Genomic DNA, 17,023 nt, shown 5'->3' with positions numbered 1-17,023 from the left:
TCAGTCGAACAGGTGCTTGGGCACGTCGTGCTTGAGCATCAACTGGCACTGCTCGCTTTCCGGGTCGAAGACGATCAGCGCCTGACCTTTGGTCAACGCTTGCCGTACGCGCAGCACGCGGGTTTCAAGCGGCGTGTCGTCGCCATTGTCGGTACCGTCACGGGTGACGAAATCTTCGATGAGGCGGGTGAGGGTGTCGACCTCAAGAGCGTCGTAGGGAATGAGCATGGGCACCTCGGCTGAATCAATGTCGGGATGCTACGGCGAATGCCGGTTGCCTGCCAGTTTTGTGTAGTCAGTACCGCCCTCATCGCTGGCAAGCCAGCTCCCACAGGGTTTGAAGGCGTTCACGAATATGCGATTCACCGCAAAAACTGTGGGAGCTGGCTTGCCAGCGATGGGGCCAGCCCTGCCATAACAAAAACCGGATCAGCTATCCGAACGCTGCCCCACCAGACTGTCCACCGACGGCACCCGCGTATCGCTTTCCATCTGTGTGTCATGTTCAATCTGATGACTGAAGCGATCCAGCGAAGCATTCGCCGGCGCCGCATCACTCGCAAACACCGGCGGGCTCAGAATATACGCGCCCAACAACCGGCTCAACGCCGCCAGACTGTCGATGTGCGTGCGCTCATAACCATGCGTCGCATCACAACCAAACGCCAGCAACGCGGTACGAATATCGTGCCCGGCCGTCACCGCCGAATGCGCATCGCTGAAGTAATAACGGAACAGATCACGACGCACCGGCAGCTCGTTTTCAGCGGCCAGGCGCAGCAAATGCCGCGACAAGTGATAGTCATAAGGCCCGCCGGAATCCTGCATCGCCACGCTCACCGCGTGTTCGCTGGAATGCTGCCCCGGCGCAACCGGTGCGATGTCGATACCGACAAATTCACTGACGTCCCACGGCAATGCCGCCGCCGCGCCACTGCCGGTTTCTTCGGTGATGGTGAACAGCGGATGGCAATCGATCATCAACTCCTGGCCGCTGTCGACGATGGCTTTCAAGGACGCGAGCAGTGCCGCGACGCCAGCCTTGTCGTCGAGGTGTCGGGCGCTGATATGGCCGCTCTCGGTGAACTCCGGCAGCGGATCAAATGCCACCACATCGCCGACGCTGATGCCCAGCGAATCACAATCGGCCTTGGTCGCGCAGTAGGCGTCCAGACGCAATTCGACGTGATCCCAACTGATCGGCATCTCATCCACCGCGGTGTTGAACGCATGCCCGGACGCCATCAACGGCAACACACTGCCGCGAATCACACCGTTGTCGGTGAACAGGCTGACCCGGCTGCCCTCGGCAAAGCGACTCGACCAGCAACCGACCGGAGCGAGGGTCAGGCGACCGTTGTCTTTCACCGCGCGGACGGCGGCGCCGATGGTGTCGAGGTGCGCGGAGACTGCGCGGTCAGGGCTGTTTTTCTTGCCCTTGAGCGTGGCACGTATGGTCCCGCGCCGGGTCATTTCGAATGGGATGCCGAGTTCTTCGAGACGCTCGGCGACGTAGCGCACGATGGTGTCGGTGAAGCCGGTAGGGCTGGGAATGGCGAGCATTTCCAGGAGGACTTTTTGCAGGTAGTTGAGATCCGGTTCGGGGATTTGTAGGGTCATGGAAACTCCTGATGGGTTGAGCACATCGATGGTTTCGATGAGAGATCGTGTTGTATTGCCTGATCGGGCCTCATCGCTGGCAAGCCAGCTCCCACAGGTGTTGTGTACACCGCGAAACCTGTGGGAGCTGGCTTGCCAGCGATAGCGTCAGCCCAGTCACTAGAGGATCAAGAAATGGCCGGCTGGCTGTGCGGAAACAACAAATCGACAAACCGCTCCGCCGTCGGCTGCGGCTCATGGTTGGCCAGCCCGGCGCGTTCGTTGGCCTCGATAAACACGTACTCCGGTTGATCCGCCGCTGGCACCATCAAGTCGAGCCCGACCATCGGAATGTCCAGCGCCCGCGCCGCACGCACCGCCGCATCGACCAGCGTCGGATGGAGAATCGCCGTGACGTCTTCCAGCGTGCCACCGGTGTGCAGATTCGCCGTACGGCGCACGAACAGATGCTCACCCGCCGGCAGAATGCTGCTGTAGTCATACCCGGCCGCATGCAAGGTGCGCTGGGTTTCGTGATCCAGCGGAATCTTGCTCTCGCCACTGGTGGCCGCCTGGCGACGCCGACTCTGCGCCTCGATCAACGCACCGATCGAATGCTGACCATCGCCGACCACTTCCGCCGGTTTGCGAATCGCCGCCGCGACCACTTCAAAACCGATCACCAGAATTCGCAGATCAAGGCCTTCGTGGAAGCTCTCCAACAGCACGCGGCTGTCGAACTGCTTGGCCGCTTCGATGGCCTGCTGCAGCTCTTCGATGTTCTGCAGATCCACCGCGACGCCCTGGCCCTGTTCACCGTCGAGCGGCTTGACTACCACCCGTTGATGCTCATCAAGAAAGGCCAGATTGTCGTCGGCATTGCCCGCCAATTGCTGAGACGGCAGATTCAGACCGGCCGCTTTCAGCACCTTGTGCGTCAGGCTTTTGTCCTGACACAGGCTCATGCTGATCGCGCTGGTCAGGTCGCTCAGCGATTCGCGGCAGCGCACGCGACGGCCGCCATGGCTGAGGGTGAACAACCCGGCATCGGCATCGTCGACCTGCACATCAATGCCGCGCCGATGCGCTTCTTCAACGATGATCCGCGCGTACGGATTGAACTGCGCCTCCGGGCCGGGACCAAGAAACAGCGGCTGGTTGATGCCGTTTTTGCGCTTGATCGCGAAGGTTGACAGGTTGCGGAAACCGAGCTTGGCGTAGAGGCTTTTTGCCTGACGGTTGTCGTGCAGCACCGACAGATCGAGATAGCTCAGACCGCGACTCATAAAATGCTCGACCAGATGACGCACCAGCACTTCGCCAACACCCGGCCGCGAGCATTGCGGATCAACCGCCAGGCACCACAGGCTGCTACCGTTTTCCGGGTCGTTGAACGCCTTGTGATGGTTCAGGCCCATGACGCTGCCAATCACCGCGCCGCTGTCCTCATCCTCCGCCAGCCAATACACCGGGCCGCCCTGATGGTGCGGGGTGAGCAGCGTGGCATCGATCGGCAACATGCCGCGTGCCGAATACAGCAGGTTGATCGCCTGCCAGTCCGCCTCGCTCTGCGCACGGCGGATACGGAAGCCGCGGAACACGCGAGTGGCCTGGCGATAATCGCTGAACCACAGGCGCAGCGTGTCGGATGGGTCGAGAAACAGCTGCGTCGGTTCCAGGCCGAGAATCTGCTGCGGCGCGGCGACGTACAAGGCAATGTCACGCTCGCCGGGTTGCTCATTGAGCAACTCGCGAGCCAGCGATGCCGGGTCGGGAAAGGTGTGGCCGATCAGCAACCGGCCCCAGCCGCAATGCACCGCAATGGGGTCGGCCGTCAATGTGCTGCCATCTTCGGCCAGCCGTGCCTGCAAGCGTTCGTAGGACGGTGTCTGACCGCGAATCAGGCGTTGGTTGATGGCCGTGGCGTGGGGTTTCATCGATCAGATTCCTTGTTCACTGAGCCACAGGTTCAGGGCCGCCAGTTGCCACAGTTTCGAACCGCGCAATGGCGTCAGTTGGCCTTGCGGATCAGTCAGCAGTTTGTCGAGCATGGCCGGGTTGAACAGGCCGCGATCCTGGCTCGGATCGAGCAGCAGTTCGCGCACCCAGTTCAGCGTGTCGCCTTGCAAGTGCTTGAGACCGGGCACCGGAAAGTAACCTTTCTTGCGGTCGATCACTTCACTCGGAATGACCCAGCGCGCGGCTTCTTTCAGCACCTGCTTGCCGCCATCCGGCAGCTTGAATTTGCCCGGCACACGGGCCGACAGTTCAACCAGTCGATAGTCGAGAAACGGCGTGCGCGCTTCCAGGCCCCAGGCCATGGTCATGTTGTCGACGCGTTTGACCGGATCGTCGACCAGCATCACCGTACTGTCCAGACGCAAAGCTTTGTCGACTGCCGCATCAGCGCCGGGCTGTGCGAAATGCTCTTTGACGAAGTCGCCAGCGGCATCATTCGCGGTCAGCCATTTCGGTTGTACGGTGGCCGCATAGTCGTCGTAACTGCGGTCGAAGAACGCGTTGCGATAGGCCGCATAAGGATCGGCCGCGCCATCGACTTGCGGGTACCAGTGATAACCGGCGAACAGCTCGTCCGCGCCCTGGCCACTCTGTACCACCTTGCAGTGCTTGGCCACTTCGCGCGACAGCAGATAGAACGCGATGCAGTCATGGCTGACCATCGGTTCGCTCATCGCGCGGAACGCGGCGGGCAGTTGCTCGATGATCTCTTTCTCGTCGATGCGCAGTTGATGGTGCTGCGTGCCGTAGTGCTTGGCGATCAGATCCGAATACTGGAACTCGTCGCCGCGCTCGCCGCCGGCATCCTGGAACCCGATGGAAAAGGTCGACAGGTTTTCCACGCCGACTTCACGCAACAGACCGACCAACATGCTCGAATCGACACCGCCGGACAGCAGCACGCCGACATCGACGGCGGCACGTTGACGAATCGCTACCGCTTCGCGAGTGCTGTCGAGCACGCGGTCGACCCAGTCTTCCAGCGTCAGATTTTTCTCGTCGTCGTGTGGGCCGTAAGGCAGCGTCCACCAGGTTTTCTGCTCGGTGGTGCCGTCGGCTTCAACACGCATCCAGGTCGCTGGTGGCAGCTTTTCAACGCCAGCCAGCAGGGTGCGTGGCGCAGGGACCACGGCATGGAAATTCAGGTAGTGATTAAGCGCCACCGGATCGAGAATCGGGTTGATGTCGCCGCCCTTGAGCAGCGCCGGCAGGGCCGAGGCAAAACGCAAACGCTGGCCGGTGCGCGACAGGTACAGCGGCTTCACGCCGAGACGGTCACGGGCGATGAACAGGCGCTTGGCGTCGCGCTCCCAAATGGCAAACGCGAACATGCCGTTGAGTTTCGGCAGCAGCGCTTCGCCCCAGGCGTGGTAGCCCTTGAGCAGCACTTCGGTGTCGCCACCGGAATAGAAGGCATAGCCCAGCGCTTCGAGCTCAGCGCGCAATTCCGGGAAGTTATAGATCGCGCCGTTGAAGGCCAGCGACAGGCCGAGTTGACTGTCGATCATCGGCTGCGCCGAGCCGTCCGACAGGTCCATGATTTTCAGGCGACGATGGCCCAGGGCAATCGGCCCTTGGGCATGGAAGCCCCACGCATCAGGGCCGCGAGGCGCCAGGTGATGGGTGATTCGCTCGATGGCTGCAAGGTCTGCAGGTTGTTGATCAAAACGTAACTCGCCAGCTAATCCGCACATAAAGTCCTTACCGGTTTTTCCGTTGGGGAGGGTGTTTCTTCAGCGGCCAAATGGCCGGTACTCAGAAACTGACCCGGTGCGGTGGTGGGAGTTTTAGAACGATGAGTTATAAGCGCGTGGATTCGACCCTGCGCAATGACGCGACTTGCCTCATCTCACTTAACAGCTGATTGAAATCGAATGGCGGTATATAGATATTTTATCGATGCAAAAAACTGTTGAATCAGCGGGATTTCAGGCGTTTTTTTAGATTTTTTATTCTTCCTCGGTGTTGATATGGTCGACGTTCGAACCTCGCAATAAAGGACTATTGCAGATGCCGACCACAGAAATAAAAACGCAGTCTCCGGATTTGACTTTGAACACGTTGCTTGACGCCACTGGCGATCTCGACAGCGCCGAAGCCTTGCAAAAAAGCCTGCCTGCTTTTTTGCTGAAATGTTCAGCCATCCAACTCGCGGCGATTGATCGAACCACCCGGGAGTTGCATGCCGTTCAACTGACAGTCCAGAGGGAGCTGGACACGCTCAAGCCGTTGCACACCTTTTGTATCGATGAGCTGAACCTCGCGCTGCGCCACAAATGGCCAGTGAATTTCGACGTAGAAAAAGATTTCCTGAGCTTGCCGGGTGCCGATTGCGGTTGCGAGCCCCTATCGACGGACGAAAACGGCGTACAAACCTTTCCGGCTGCCACGCAGACACTGTTACAAGCGGCAATGCAGAACTTCACCGCTGAGGAAACCGCAGGTGATTTTCCTGTCGGCGGTCAGGTTGTCGTGCACAGCGCCACGGCTGGCGTCAGCGGTTTGACCGTGGCGGCCTTTGCCGGACTATGCCGAGAGCTGGACCTTGGCAAACGCTACCAGGCGCATTTTCAGCAGGTCTTCGGTCTTTTGGGGGCTGACGGCAAGGTCGTGGTACGCAACACCATGATTCGCGACATGGCGAAAATGAAAAAGCTGTTGTTGCAAATGGACACCCACCTTGCCGCGATCAGACATCACATCTCACCTGCCGGTTTGCAGGCCGTGCAACGGCTGATTGACGCCGAGGGTGTGGCGTCGGCAGCGACGCTGCACTACAACGACCAGACACTGATGATGCAAGGCCTGGAGATTTTCAACAGCTGCGTCTGGGGTGTCGTGGTGTTTTGCGCCCATTCGTTCGAAACGCATCCTCAAGAACCGTGCCTGGTGTATATGGCGGGAGAGCCCGAGCGCGCGTTGTACGAGTACCCGAGTTTCAATGCGTTCAAACAGTACCTGACGCAAAAGTTGAAGGATCGGCGCTACAAGGATTACTTCGCCAACAGCATTGATGAAGATGACAAGGCAGATTTTTTCAAGGCTGTTGCCGATTCCGCCGAGCTGGAATCCATCAGGTCATTGCCGATCACGGTGCCGTTGTTCGAGTTCATGGTGCAAAGTCACGTGGGCAAAATGCAGGTTGATGCACGCAAACTGGCGGTGCCGACCGCCGATATTGATGATGATGCACGCCGCAAACGTCTGCTGGACTTTCTCCAGCTCGGTGTCAGCGTTGCCTCCGTAGCAGGACTCTTTGTACCGGTTCTCGGCCAACTGATGATGGGTGTTGCGGTAGGGCAATTGCTTGGCGAGGTGTATGAAGGCGTCGAGGACTGGCAGCGGGGCGACCAGCAGGAAGCGCTGTCCCATCTGCTCGGCGTCGTGGAAAACATCGCACTGATGGGCGTGTTCGCGGGGGGGCAGAAAGTCGTTGGCACGCTCGGACGCCATCTGGTGCGCTCCCACCCGACGTTCTTTGGCCAGTTCACCGCGATTTACAATCAGGCCGGCAAACCGCGTCTGTGGAAGCCAGATTTAGGCCCTTACGAGCATGACCTTCCGCGCGGATTCACGCTGGCCGACGGTGCCGAAGATCTTCATCAAATCGGCAGCAGGTTTTACGGTCGGGTCGGGCACCGAATCCTTGCGGGCACTACCGATTCGGCAACGCGTAGCTGGCGTCTGCAACATCCCGGGCGCCCTGAAGCGTTCACCCCTGTGCTTGAACGTCACGTCGAAGGTGGCTGGCGCACTCCGGCCGAAGACACCGAACAGTGGCGCAGCGCGGCGTATACCCTCAAACGTATCGATCCACAGCTGTGTGATTTTACAGATGCCGAACTGGACATGATGCGCAGGATCAGCGGCAACCGCTACGAAGCGTTGCAGCGTGCCTTGCGCGACAATCTGCCGCTGTCATCGCGGCTGCGCGACAGCGTAGAGCGACTGCGTACGGAGCGACGGTTACGCGTGCTCATCGGCGAGCTTGAGCGGGGCGAAACCCACTCAGGGCAACCTGTGCATGAACAATTGCGTGCGTTGCCAAGGATGCCCGGCTGGCCGACAGACCGCTACATTGCGGTCACCGATGCCGCCGGCGAAGTCACGGCAACCTACCCCCTCACCACGGTGCGCGATGATCGACTGAGTGTGGTGATCACTGAAGACCAGTTGGCTGAAGGTCAATTGCTGCAAACGGTGATCGATGGTTTGTATCAGAGGGAAGTCGATGCCTTGCTGGGGGGCAATCTCGGTCGTCAGAACGAACGCGAGATTCTCGCTAGAAAACTCGGCTCAGGGCTCAAGGCTGATCGTCCGGCGGTGTTCCAGCGAATGTATGAACGCTACGACCGGATCGAGGCTGACGATGTGCAGAAGCTGCGCAATACGTTTGTCGACCTGCCGGCGCGCCATGCGCAGCGTCTTATCGATCAGGCGCCGAGTGTCGAGCGTGTGCATCTGCGTTCTAGCGGTCGAGTGCCTGTCGGTCTGGCGCAGAAGGTCAGGGCCGCGACCCATCAGGTACGTGTTGATCGTGCGCTGATCGGGCTTCATTTGCCGGCAATGGCCAATCCGGACACTGAAAAGCTGGCCATACAGTTACTGCCTCATTTGAGCGGCTGGGATGCGCAGCTGCGGCTTGAGTTACGAGAAAAAACCCTGAACGGGTCTTTGCTGGAAGCGATTGGTGCTGAGCCGGCGACGCCCTTGAACACCCGCTATTTGGTTAAATCCAATGGCGGGTATGAGGTGTTTGACGGCGACAGCAAATCGCTGGGACGGGTTGAAGCGGGGGCTGACGATCTCTATCACGCCATTCTCAAGGCGCTGGCTCCTGCGCAACGTGCCGCCGCCGGATTCCCCGATCCGGTGCCTGTTGATGGTGCTCGACTACGCAACAAACTGCTTGAAACTGCACTGGACGAGCGCGAGGTCGCTGCGCGTACATTGACCACCGGCAAGTCTGAGTCGGTTGTTTTCGAGCCGACTTGTGTGCAGGCCGATCAGGTGATGACAACGACTCATCCGCGAGCACTGCTGCGCAAAGTCTTGAGGCTTTTCCCCAGCTACAGCGAAGCCCAGGCCAGCCAATTTATCGATCAACTGGGCAATGACCCGCTGACCCGGGCAACCGGTGTTAAAGCGTTGCGTGAGGATCTGCGCAGCCTGCGCGATGCACTGGAACTCTGGAGCGACGATGAGCCCGCGATAAGGGCGCTCGGCGGGGATGGGCAAGAGGTGCGTCGTAGTCGCAAAGCCACCGCTGAACTGATCGAGGACAGTTTTCGGCGACTTTTATGGGTCAGAGACGTCAATGGTCAACCCGTTTGTACGTTGAATCTGGACGGCATGCGAGTCGGCAAACTGCCCACTCTGCCACCTGGTCTGAAGTTCGACCACATCAAGCGATTGTCGTTGAGGAACATGGAGCAAGGGGACGATATCGCGTATTTCCTCCGCTCGTTCAAGCAAGTTGAATCCCTGGAGCTTGATCGCAATAAGCTCACCCGGCTGCCGGAAATTCTCTCGTTCATGCCTGATCTGGGTCGGTTGAGCCTGGCGGGTAACCAGATCAAGCTGACCGAGCAGACGCTGCTGAAACTGAGCCAGTTGCGCACGCTTCACAGTTTGAACCTGAGCGGCAATCCGCTGGGGGCAACCCCGGATGTCAGCCATATGTTGAAATTGCGCTCTCTGGCACTGCGCGAGACCGGTGCTACGGAGTTGCCCAACGGTCTGGCACGTTTGCCGAATCTGGATTGGGTGGATTTGCGCAACAACGAAATAAAGGTATTGCCGGATTGGCTCTTCAAAACCCCGCGACGTTTCAGTCAGACACTTAACCTGCGATTCAATCCACTGTCCGATGTCAGCAACACGCACCTGTCGAATTACCGGGAAAACATCGGCGTCGGCATGGGCTATCTGGATAACGATAATGCCCGTCTCGACGAAAACCAGGCGCGATCGCTCTGGTTCACTGACGGCGCGGGGGAGGACTGGAATCGTCGTAACCGAATCTGGACGGCATTCAAAGATGATCCGAGGGCCGAAGGATTATTCCATCTGCTGGCGGAACTCAGTCATACCGCCGATTCCGAGAAAGCGACCCAAGACATGCATCGACGGGTCTGGGCGGTACTCGAAGCGGCGGAGCAGCGAGCGCCGTTGTACGAACAGATCCTCGATCTGGCGGCCAATCCGATCAACTGTACGGACAGTGCGGCAATAAACTTCAGTCATCTGGAAATCGCCGTTGAAGTCGACAGGGTGATCAACCCTGCTGAAGGTCGGGTAAATGGTGCCAAACCCCTGATCAAACTCGGCCGTGGTCTGTTTCGCCTGGATCAGTTGAACCAGATCGCTCAAGAACATGCTGACAAGAATCCCACCGCCGATCCTTTGGAGGTCAACCTCGCGTATCGCACCGGCCTCGCCGATGACCTGGATTTGCCGGGCCAGCCGCGGTTCATGCGTTATGCACTACTGGGCGGTGTGACCCCTGCCGATCTGGACATCGCGAAGAACAGGATCGTTGCGGCTGAAGCTTCAGCGCAGTGGGTGACGTTTCTGCAGCGCCAGCCATTCTGGTGTGATTACCTCAAACGCACGTTCAGCCGCCAGTTCACCAGTATTGACGAGATTTTTTCACCGCAGCTGGATGCCGTGTTCGGGCAGGCGAGCACACTCAGTTCCGCGGATTATCTCAGTCAGATGGATGCGATCAAGTTCCAGCGCGAACTGGCTGAGGAAGCAGTGCTGACACGCCTGACCGACGATGCGATACGTCTGGTTAATCTGGGGATCTGCGCCATGCCCCAAGGGTAAGAGCTACTTGCCGCGAATCAGACGGCGCAGCGCAAAGCGATTGGGGTGGCACGCCTCGGCGACACTACGAGGCAGCGGCAACGGTTCGTTGTCGACCCACGCGGCGAGCAATTCACCGGACAGCGGCGCGGTGATCAGGCCGCGAGAACCGTGGCCGCTGTTGACGTAGAGCCCGTCAAGCCATGGGCAGGCCACGTCCGGGACTTGGCGGGCATCTTTGGCTAACGTGGCGTATGCCTGATTGAACGCTTCGCGGTCGGAAACGGGGCCGACGATCGGCAAATAGTCGGGGCTGGTGCAGCGGAAGGCAGCGCGGCCCTGAAGGTTTTCGACAGGCTGTTCGCTGATGAGCAGACGCGACACGAGGTCGCTGGAGATTTCTTCGAGCATCGCCAGATTGCCTTGGTGTTCGGCGATGGTCGGGGTCAGGTCGTCGCTGTTGAAATCGAAGCTCGCACCGAGGGTATGTTCGCCCAAACGTGCCGGGGCGACGTAGCCTTCGGCGCAGACCACGGTAGTCAGGGCTTGGCTTTCTGCGGTCTCGGCAAGGCGAGTGATTTGTCCGCGAATGCGCTTGAGCGGCAGTTCGGCACTTTGCGCAAAACGTTTGATCTCGGCAGCGCCGGCCAGCACCACGACCGGTGCGCTGGCCAGTAAGCGGTCACCGTCGAAGGCTTGCCACTGATCGTCGACTTTGCGCAATTCCAGCACATCGCGATGACTGAGCAGTTCGATGTTCGGTTGCGCCGCTTGCGCCTGACACAGCGCCGGCGGATGCACCCAGCCGCCCTCGGGGTAGTACAAACCGCCCTGGGCCAGACCGATGCCGGCGCGTTGTTGCGCTTCGGGCTGGTCGAGCCATTGCAGTAAGTCTTCGGGGAAGGCTGCGGCCAATTGCGCGTGGCGCTCGGCTTCTTTGGCATTGAACGCCAGTTGCAGCACGCCGCAATCGTCCCAATCGGTGCCGCGTTGCAGGGTTTCCAGCAAGCGACGGGTGTAGCCGAAACCGCTGACGATCAGTTGCGACAACGCCGTGCCGTGGGCGGAGAGCTTCAGATACAGCACGCCCTGCGGATTGCCCGAGGCTTCTTGCGCCACGCCATCGTGGCGCTCCAGCAAACTCACTTGCCAACCGCGCGCGGCGAGGCTGGAAGCAGTGGCGCATCCGGCCAGTCCAGCGCCGATCACCAGCGCCCGACGTTCGCCTGTCACCGGAGCAGGGCGGGCGAACCACGGTTTTTCCGCGGCGGGCGGTGCAACCTCTGACGGCCAGCCGAGGAATTCGCCCCGCAGGATTTCCCACTTGTGACCAATGCCCGGCGTGCGTTTCATTTTGAACCCGGCGGCGTTGAGCAGACGGCGTACCCAACCAGTGCTGGTGAAGGTGCTGATGGTCGAGCCGGGTGCCGCCAGTCGTGCCAGTTCGACGAACAGTTCGGCGGTCCACATGTCGGGGTTTTTCGCCGGAGCGAAACCGTCGAGAAACCAAGCGTCGATCTGTGCATCGAGTTGCGGCAGTTGTTCCAGCGCATCGCCGATCAGCAGGGTCAGGGTGACGCGACCGTTGGCCAATGTGATGCGCTGAAAACCCTGATGGATCGCCACGTAATGGCGCAGCAACTGGTCGGCCAGCGGCTTGAGTTCTGGCCACAGGGCCAGCGCCCGTTGCAGATCGGCCGGGCTCAGCGGGTATTTTTCGACACTGACAAAATGCAGCCGCGCACCGGCCACGGCGTGTTGCTCGAACAATTGCCAGGCACAGAGAAAATTCAGCCCGGTGCCAAAACCGGTTTCGCCGATGACCAAGCGACCGCTTGCCGGCAGCGCAGCAAAACGCTCGGCCAGGCGGTTTTGTTCAAGGAACACATAACGGGTTTCATCCAGACCGGATTTGTCGGAAAAATACACGTCATCAAACACTCGCGAACGCGGGCGTCCTTGGTCATCCCAATCGAGTTGGGCGTGGGGCAATACGGGTTTCATGGCAGGCTCGGCAACGACAAGGCGGCCATTCTAGCTGATCGGGCGAGGGGTGCTTGATCCATGGCAATGTCTGATCCAGGGGGGCATGGAAAATGTCAAAAGATCGCAGCCTTCGGCAGCTCCTACAGGGTGGATTGCATTCCAGTGTAGGAGCTGCCGCAGGCTGCGATCTGTTCAGAGGTTGTCATCATCCGCTAGTCTTGCTGAACCCTGGAAGGAGCCGTCCAATGTTTGAATCCGCTGAAATCGGTCACGCCATCGACAAAGACACCTACGAGGCCGCCGTCCCGGCATTGCGCGAAGCGCTGCTGGAAGCCCAGTTCGAGTTGCAGCAGCAAAAACGTTTCCCGGTGATCATTTTGATCAACGGCATCGAAGGTGCGGGCAAGGGCGAGACGGTCAAGTTGCTCAACGAGTGGATGGATCCGCGGCTGATCGAGGTGCGCACCTTCGATCAGCAGACCGATGAAGAACTCGCACGGCCACCGGCCTGGCGTTACTGGCGGATGCTCCCGGCCAAAGGGCGGATGGGGATTTTCTTTGGCAACTGGTACAGCCAGATGCTCCAGGGGCGGGTGCACGGCTTGTTCAAGGACCCGCGTCTGGATCAGGCCATTGCCGGCGCCGAGCGTCTGGAAAAGATGCTCTGTGACGAAGGCGCGTTGATCTTCAAATTCTGGTTTCACCTGTCGAAGAAGCAGATGAAGGCGCGACTCAAAGCGTTGGCCGACGATCCGCTGCACAGCTGGCGCATCAGCCCGCTCGACTGGCAGCAATCGGAAACCTACGACAAATTCGTCAAATACGGCGAGCGCGTGCTGCGCCGCACCAGTCGCGACTATGCACCGTGGCATGTGATTGAAGGCATGGACGCTCACTACCGTAGCCTGGCGGTCGGCAAGATCCTCCTTGAAGGTCTGCAAAATGCGTTGAAACGTCCGGACGTGCATCCTCATGATGTCAGCGCCGCGCCGCTGGGCACCCCGGTCGATCAATTGAATTTGCTCGACAGCCTTGACCTGACCCAGCGCCTCGACAAGAAAGATTACGAAGAACAATTGATCACCGAACAGGCGCGGCTCTCGGGCTTGATGCGCGACAAACGCATGCGTCGCCATGCACTGGTCGCGGTGTTCGAAGGCAACGATGCGGCGGGCAAGGGCGGGGCGATCCGTCGGGTCGCGGCGGCGCTCGACCCGCGTCAGTACAACATCGTGCCGATTGCCGCGCCGACTGAAGAGGAACGTGCGCAGCCGTACTTGTGGCGGTTCTGGCGGCACATTCCGGCGCGCGGCAAGTTCACCGTGTTCGACCGCTCGTGGTACGGCCGCGTGCTGGTGGAGCGGATCGAGGGCTTCTGCACGCCCGCCGACTGGCTGCGCGCCTACGGGGAAATAAACGACTTCGAAGAGCAACTGGCCGATGCCGGGGTGATCGTCGTCAAGTTCTGGCTGGCGATCGACAAGGACACGCAGATGGAGCGCTTTCAGGAGCGCGAAGAGATCCCGTTCAAGCGCTTCAAGATCACCGAAGATGACTGGCGCAACCGCGACAAGTGGGATGCCTATCGCGCCGCCGTCGGCGATATGGTTGATCGCACCAGCTCCGAAATCGCGCCGTGGACACTGGTCGAAGCCAATGACAAGCGCTGGGCGCGGGTCAAAGTGCTGCGCACGATCAACCGCGCGCTGGAAGACGCTTTCGAAAAATCCGACAAGCATGCCAAGAAGCACAAGGACTGAGGCGATGGGCACGCATACGCGGGGTGAATGATTGTCGCGGTCGGCAATCGGGTGGACTTATGCTCGGTTCACTCTCAACCGACCACAACAATGAGGTATGCCATGCGTGAAGTGGTGATCGTCGACAGCGTGCGGACTGGCCTGGCCAAATCCTTTCGCGGCAAGTTCAACCAGACCCGCCCCGATGACATGGCGGCTCACTGCGTCAACGCGCTGCTCACGCGCAATGACATCGACCCGGCCAGCGTCGAGGATTGCATCGTTGGCGCCGGTTCCAACGAGGGCGCGCAGGGTTACAACATCGGCCGCAACGTCGCGGTGCTCTCGCGTCTGGGCACTGGCACGGCCGGCATGACCCTCAATCGGTTCTGCTCGTCTGGCTTGCAGGCGATTGCGATTGCCGCCAACCAGATTGCCTCGGGTTGCAGCGACATCATCGTCGCCGGCGGTGTCGAGTCGATCAGCCTGACGATGAAAAGCGTCAACACCGATCACCTGATCAACCCGCTGCTCAAACAGCAGACGCCGGGCATCTATTACACGATGGGCCAGACCGCCGAAGTGGTCGCGCGGCGTTATGGCGTCAGCCGTGAGGCGCAGGATCGCTACGCGTTGCAGAGCCAGATCCGCACTGCGCAGGCGCAGGCGGCCGGGTTGTTCGACGATGAAATTGTGCCGATGGCGGTGAAGTATCGCGTTGAAGACAAGAACACTGGCGAGGTGCAGATTCTCGATGGCGTAGTTGATCGCGATGACTGCAACCGCCCGGACACCACTTATGAAAGCCTCGCCGGGTTGAAACCGGTGTTCGCTGAAGACGGTTCGGTGACGGCGGGCAACTCGTCGCAACTGTCCGACGGTGCTTCGATGACGCTGGTGATTAGCCTGGAAAAAGCGCTGGAATTGGGCCTGAAGCCGAAAGCCTTTTTCCGTGGCTTTACCGTGGCCGGCTGCGAGCCGGACGAGATGGGCATCGGCCCGGTGTTCTCGGTACCAAAACTGCTCAAGGCGAAAGGTTTGCAGGTAGCGGACATTGATCTGTGGGAGCTGAACGAAGCGTTTGCTTCGCAGTGTTTGTACAGCCGTGATCGGCTGGAGATCGATAACGACAAGTACAACGTCAACGGTGGCTCGATTTCGATTGGTCACCCGTTTGGCATGACCGGATCGCGGCAGGTCGGGCATCTGGTGCGTGAGTTGCAGCGGCGTAATTTGCGTTATGGCATCGTCACCATGTGTGTGGGGGGCGGGATGGGTGCGACCGGTTTGTTTGAGGCGGTGCGTTAAATCGAGCGTTATTTATCGCTTGTGAAATCGTCATCGCTGGCAAGCCAGCTCCCACAGGTTTTGTAGAGTTCACACAATTTGTGTAAGCCAGCAATCCTGTGGGAGCTGGCTTGCCAGCGATTGGATCACCACCGCCTAACGTTTCGAATCCAGACCTTGCATCCGCGCAATGTAAACCTGAATTTCCTTCGAAATTTGCTCGGCACTCTCAAACGGCCCCTCAAGGGTGTTTTCCCGAGTACTGAAAAACAGTTCGCCATTGATCCGGCACACACGGTCGCTGCGAAAGTGCGTGGCGGGGGCGCTGTCGTGGGCGCGCATTCCTAACATGATCGGTCTCCTTGGCTGTTGCGCTGGAACGGATCCAATCAGCTTATGCCTGAAGCACTTGGCCTGCCCGGCCAGCCGATCAACGGCAACGCGTCAATTTAATGCTGCGACCTGCACAGTTTCATTCGCGTCCTGGCCTTAACTGTCCCTGTGTCGCGCCCGGCGGCACGCCTAGAATGAGCGCACTCGTCAGCAGGCTTTGGGGTTCGCATGCACATTTCATCCGGTCGTTGGGTCTACGGATTGTTCCTTGCGCTGCTGACTGCGTTCCTCTGGGGCATCCTGCCGATCAAGCTCAAACAGGTGTTGCTGGTGATGGACCCGATCACCGTGACCTGGTTTCGTCTGCTGGTGTCGGGCGGGTGCCTGTTCATTTACCTGGCCTCGGTCAAACGCTTGCCCAGCCGCAAGGTACTCGGGCCGAAGGGCGGCTGGCTGGTGCTGATGGCGGTGCTCGGCCTGGTCGGTAACTACGTGCTTTATCTCATGGGCCTTAATCTGCTCAGCCCCGGCACCGCGCAACTGGTGGTGCAGATGGGCCCGATCATGCTGCTGATCGCCAGTCTGTTTGTGTTCAAGGAGCGTTTCAGCATTGGCCAGGGCATCGGGTTATTGGTGCTGTTGATCGGTTTTGTGCTGTTCTTCAATCAGCGTTTGGCTGAACTGCTGACCTCGTTGTCGGATTACACCGCCGGCGTGTTGCTGGTGCTGTTGGCGTCGACGGTCTGGACGTTTTACGCGCTGGGTCAGAAGCAATTGCTGACGGTGTGGAATTCGCTGCAGGTGATGATGGTGATCTACCTGTTCTGCGCGTTGTTGCTGACGCCGTGGGTGCATCCGCTCGAAGCGCTGGAACTGAGCCCGTTGCAAGGCTGGTTGCTGCTGGCGTGCTGCATGAATACGTTGATTGCCTATGGCGCGTTTGCCGAAGCGCTGGCGCACTGGGAGGCCTCGCGGGTCAGTGCGACGTTGGCGATTACGCCGTTGGTGACGTTTGGCGCGGTGGCGATTGCGGCGGGAGTCTGGCCGGAATACGTGCATGCCGAGCAGATCAACGCGCTTGGGTATGGCGGGGCGGTGTTGGTGGTGTTGGGGTCAGCGTTGGTGGCGTTGGGGCCTTCGTTGATTGCCGGGCTCAAGGCGCGGCGGATGCGTATGGCCTGAAGATCAAAGATCGTCCGATCGCGGCCCGAGCCTGCGGCAGCTCCTACATGAGACCTGTGTAGGAGCTG

The 17,023-nt window shown here is 59.7% G+C and carries 10 protein-coding genes; 4 read left to right on the top strand and 6 right to left on the bottom strand.

The features are described 5' to 3' along the window. The 4 genes from EJA70_RS07520 to EJA70_RS07505 form a co-directional block, all read right to left on the bottom strand. Positions 1 to 228 carry a YheU family protein gene (locus tag EJA70_RS07520; RefSeq protein ID WP_003192759.1) on the bottom strand — a complete coding sequence of 76 codons (228 nt, stop codon included), beginning with the start codon at positions 226 to 228 and terminating at the stop codon, positions 1 to 3. Positions 229 to 429: 201 nt separating this feature from the next. After that, positions 430 to 1,620, bottom strand: coding sequence for an osmoprotectant NAGGN system M42 family peptidase (locus tag EJA70_RS07515; protein ID WP_158830342.1), 1,191 nt, complete (start codon positions 1,618 to 1,620; stop codon positions 430 to 432). Between the two features lie 167 nt (positions 1,621 to 1,787). Further along, the gene (gene ngg / locus EJA70_RS07510; RefSeq protein ID WP_158830341.1) at positions 1,788 to 3,536 is read right to left on the bottom strand and encodes an N-acetylglutaminylglutamine synthetase; all 1,749 of its coding nucleotides are present in this window, start codon (positions 3,534 to 3,536) and stop codon (positions 1,788 to 1,790) included. A 3-nt stretch (positions 3,537 to 3,539) separates the two neighbouring features. After that, on the bottom strand, positions 3,540 to 5,312 hold the full coding sequence (locus EJA70_RS07505; protein WP_158830340.1) for an N-acetylglutaminylglutamine amidotransferase: 1,773 nt from the start codon (positions 5,310 to 5,312) through the stop codon (positions 3,540 to 3,542). 358 nt (positions 5,313 to 5,670) lie between these two features. Between EJA70_RS07505 and EJA70_RS07500 the strand changes: the two genes are divergently transcribed. Then, the gene (locus EJA70_RS07500) at positions 5,671 to 10,449 is read left to right on the top strand and encodes an NEL-type E3 ubiquitin ligase domain-containing protein (RefSeq protein WP_256677636.1); all 4,779 of its coding nucleotides are present in this window, start codon (positions 5,671 to 5,673) and stop codon (positions 10,447 to 10,449) included. Between the two features lie 3 nt (positions 10,450 to 10,452). Here EJA70_RS07500 and mnmC read toward each other — a convergent pair whose 3' ends face one another. Further along, positions 10,453 to 12,432, bottom strand: a complete 1,980-nt coding sequence (gene mnmC, locus EJA70_RS07495) for a bifunctional tRNA (5-methylaminomethyl-2-thiouridine)(34)-methyltransferase MnmD/FAD-dependent 5-carboxymethylaminomethyl-2-thiouridine(34) oxidoreductase MnmC (RefSeq protein WP_158830338.1) — start codon at positions 12,430 to 12,432, stop codon at positions 10,453 to 10,455. Between the two features lie 227 nt (positions 12,433 to 12,659). On the opposite strand from mnmC, the gene pap reads away from it, so the two are divergent. Together pap and EJA70_RS07485 are read left to right on the top strand one after the other, a co-directional pair. Then, positions 12,660 to 14,174 carry a polyphosphate:AMP phosphotransferase gene (gene pap, locus EJA70_RS07490; protein WP_158830337.1) on the top strand — a complete coding sequence of 505 codons (1,515 nt, stop codon included), beginning with the start codon at positions 12,660 to 12,662 and terminating at the stop codon, positions 14,172 to 14,174. Between the two features lie 102 nt (positions 14,175 to 14,276). After that, positions 14,277 to 15,461: a thiolase family protein gene (locus tag EJA70_RS07485; protein WP_158830336.1), complete on the top strand. Its 1,185-nt coding sequence runs from the start codon at positions 14,277 to 14,279 to the stop codon at positions 15,459 to 15,461. Positions 15,462 to 15,596: 135 nt separating this feature from the next. On the opposite strand, the gene EJA70_RS07480 is transcribed toward EJA70_RS07485, so the two are convergent. Next, the gene (locus EJA70_RS07480) at positions 15,597 to 15,791 is read right to left on the bottom strand and encodes a DUF6316 family protein (protein ID WP_158830335.1); all 195 of its coding nucleotides are present in this window, start codon (positions 15,789 to 15,791) and stop codon (positions 15,597 to 15,599) included. A gap of 210 nt (positions 15,792 to 16,001) precedes the next feature. Here EJA70_RS07480 and EJA70_RS07475 point away from each other — a divergent pair, with 210 nt between their 5' ends. After that, positions 16,002 to 16,955: a DMT family transporter gene (locus EJA70_RS07475; protein ID WP_158830334.1), complete on the top strand. Its 954-nt coding sequence runs from the start codon at positions 16,002 to 16,004 to the stop codon at positions 16,953 to 16,955. Positions 16,956 to 17,023 lie beyond the last annotated feature (68 nt).

The sequence above is a fragment of the Pseudomonas sp. PB103 genome, from assembly GCF_009764635.1.
GTDB lineage: Bacteria > Pseudomonadota > Gammaproteobacteria > Pseudomonadales > Pseudomonadaceae > Aquipseudomonas.
This window is presented reverse-complemented; position numbering and strand designations above follow the sequence as displayed.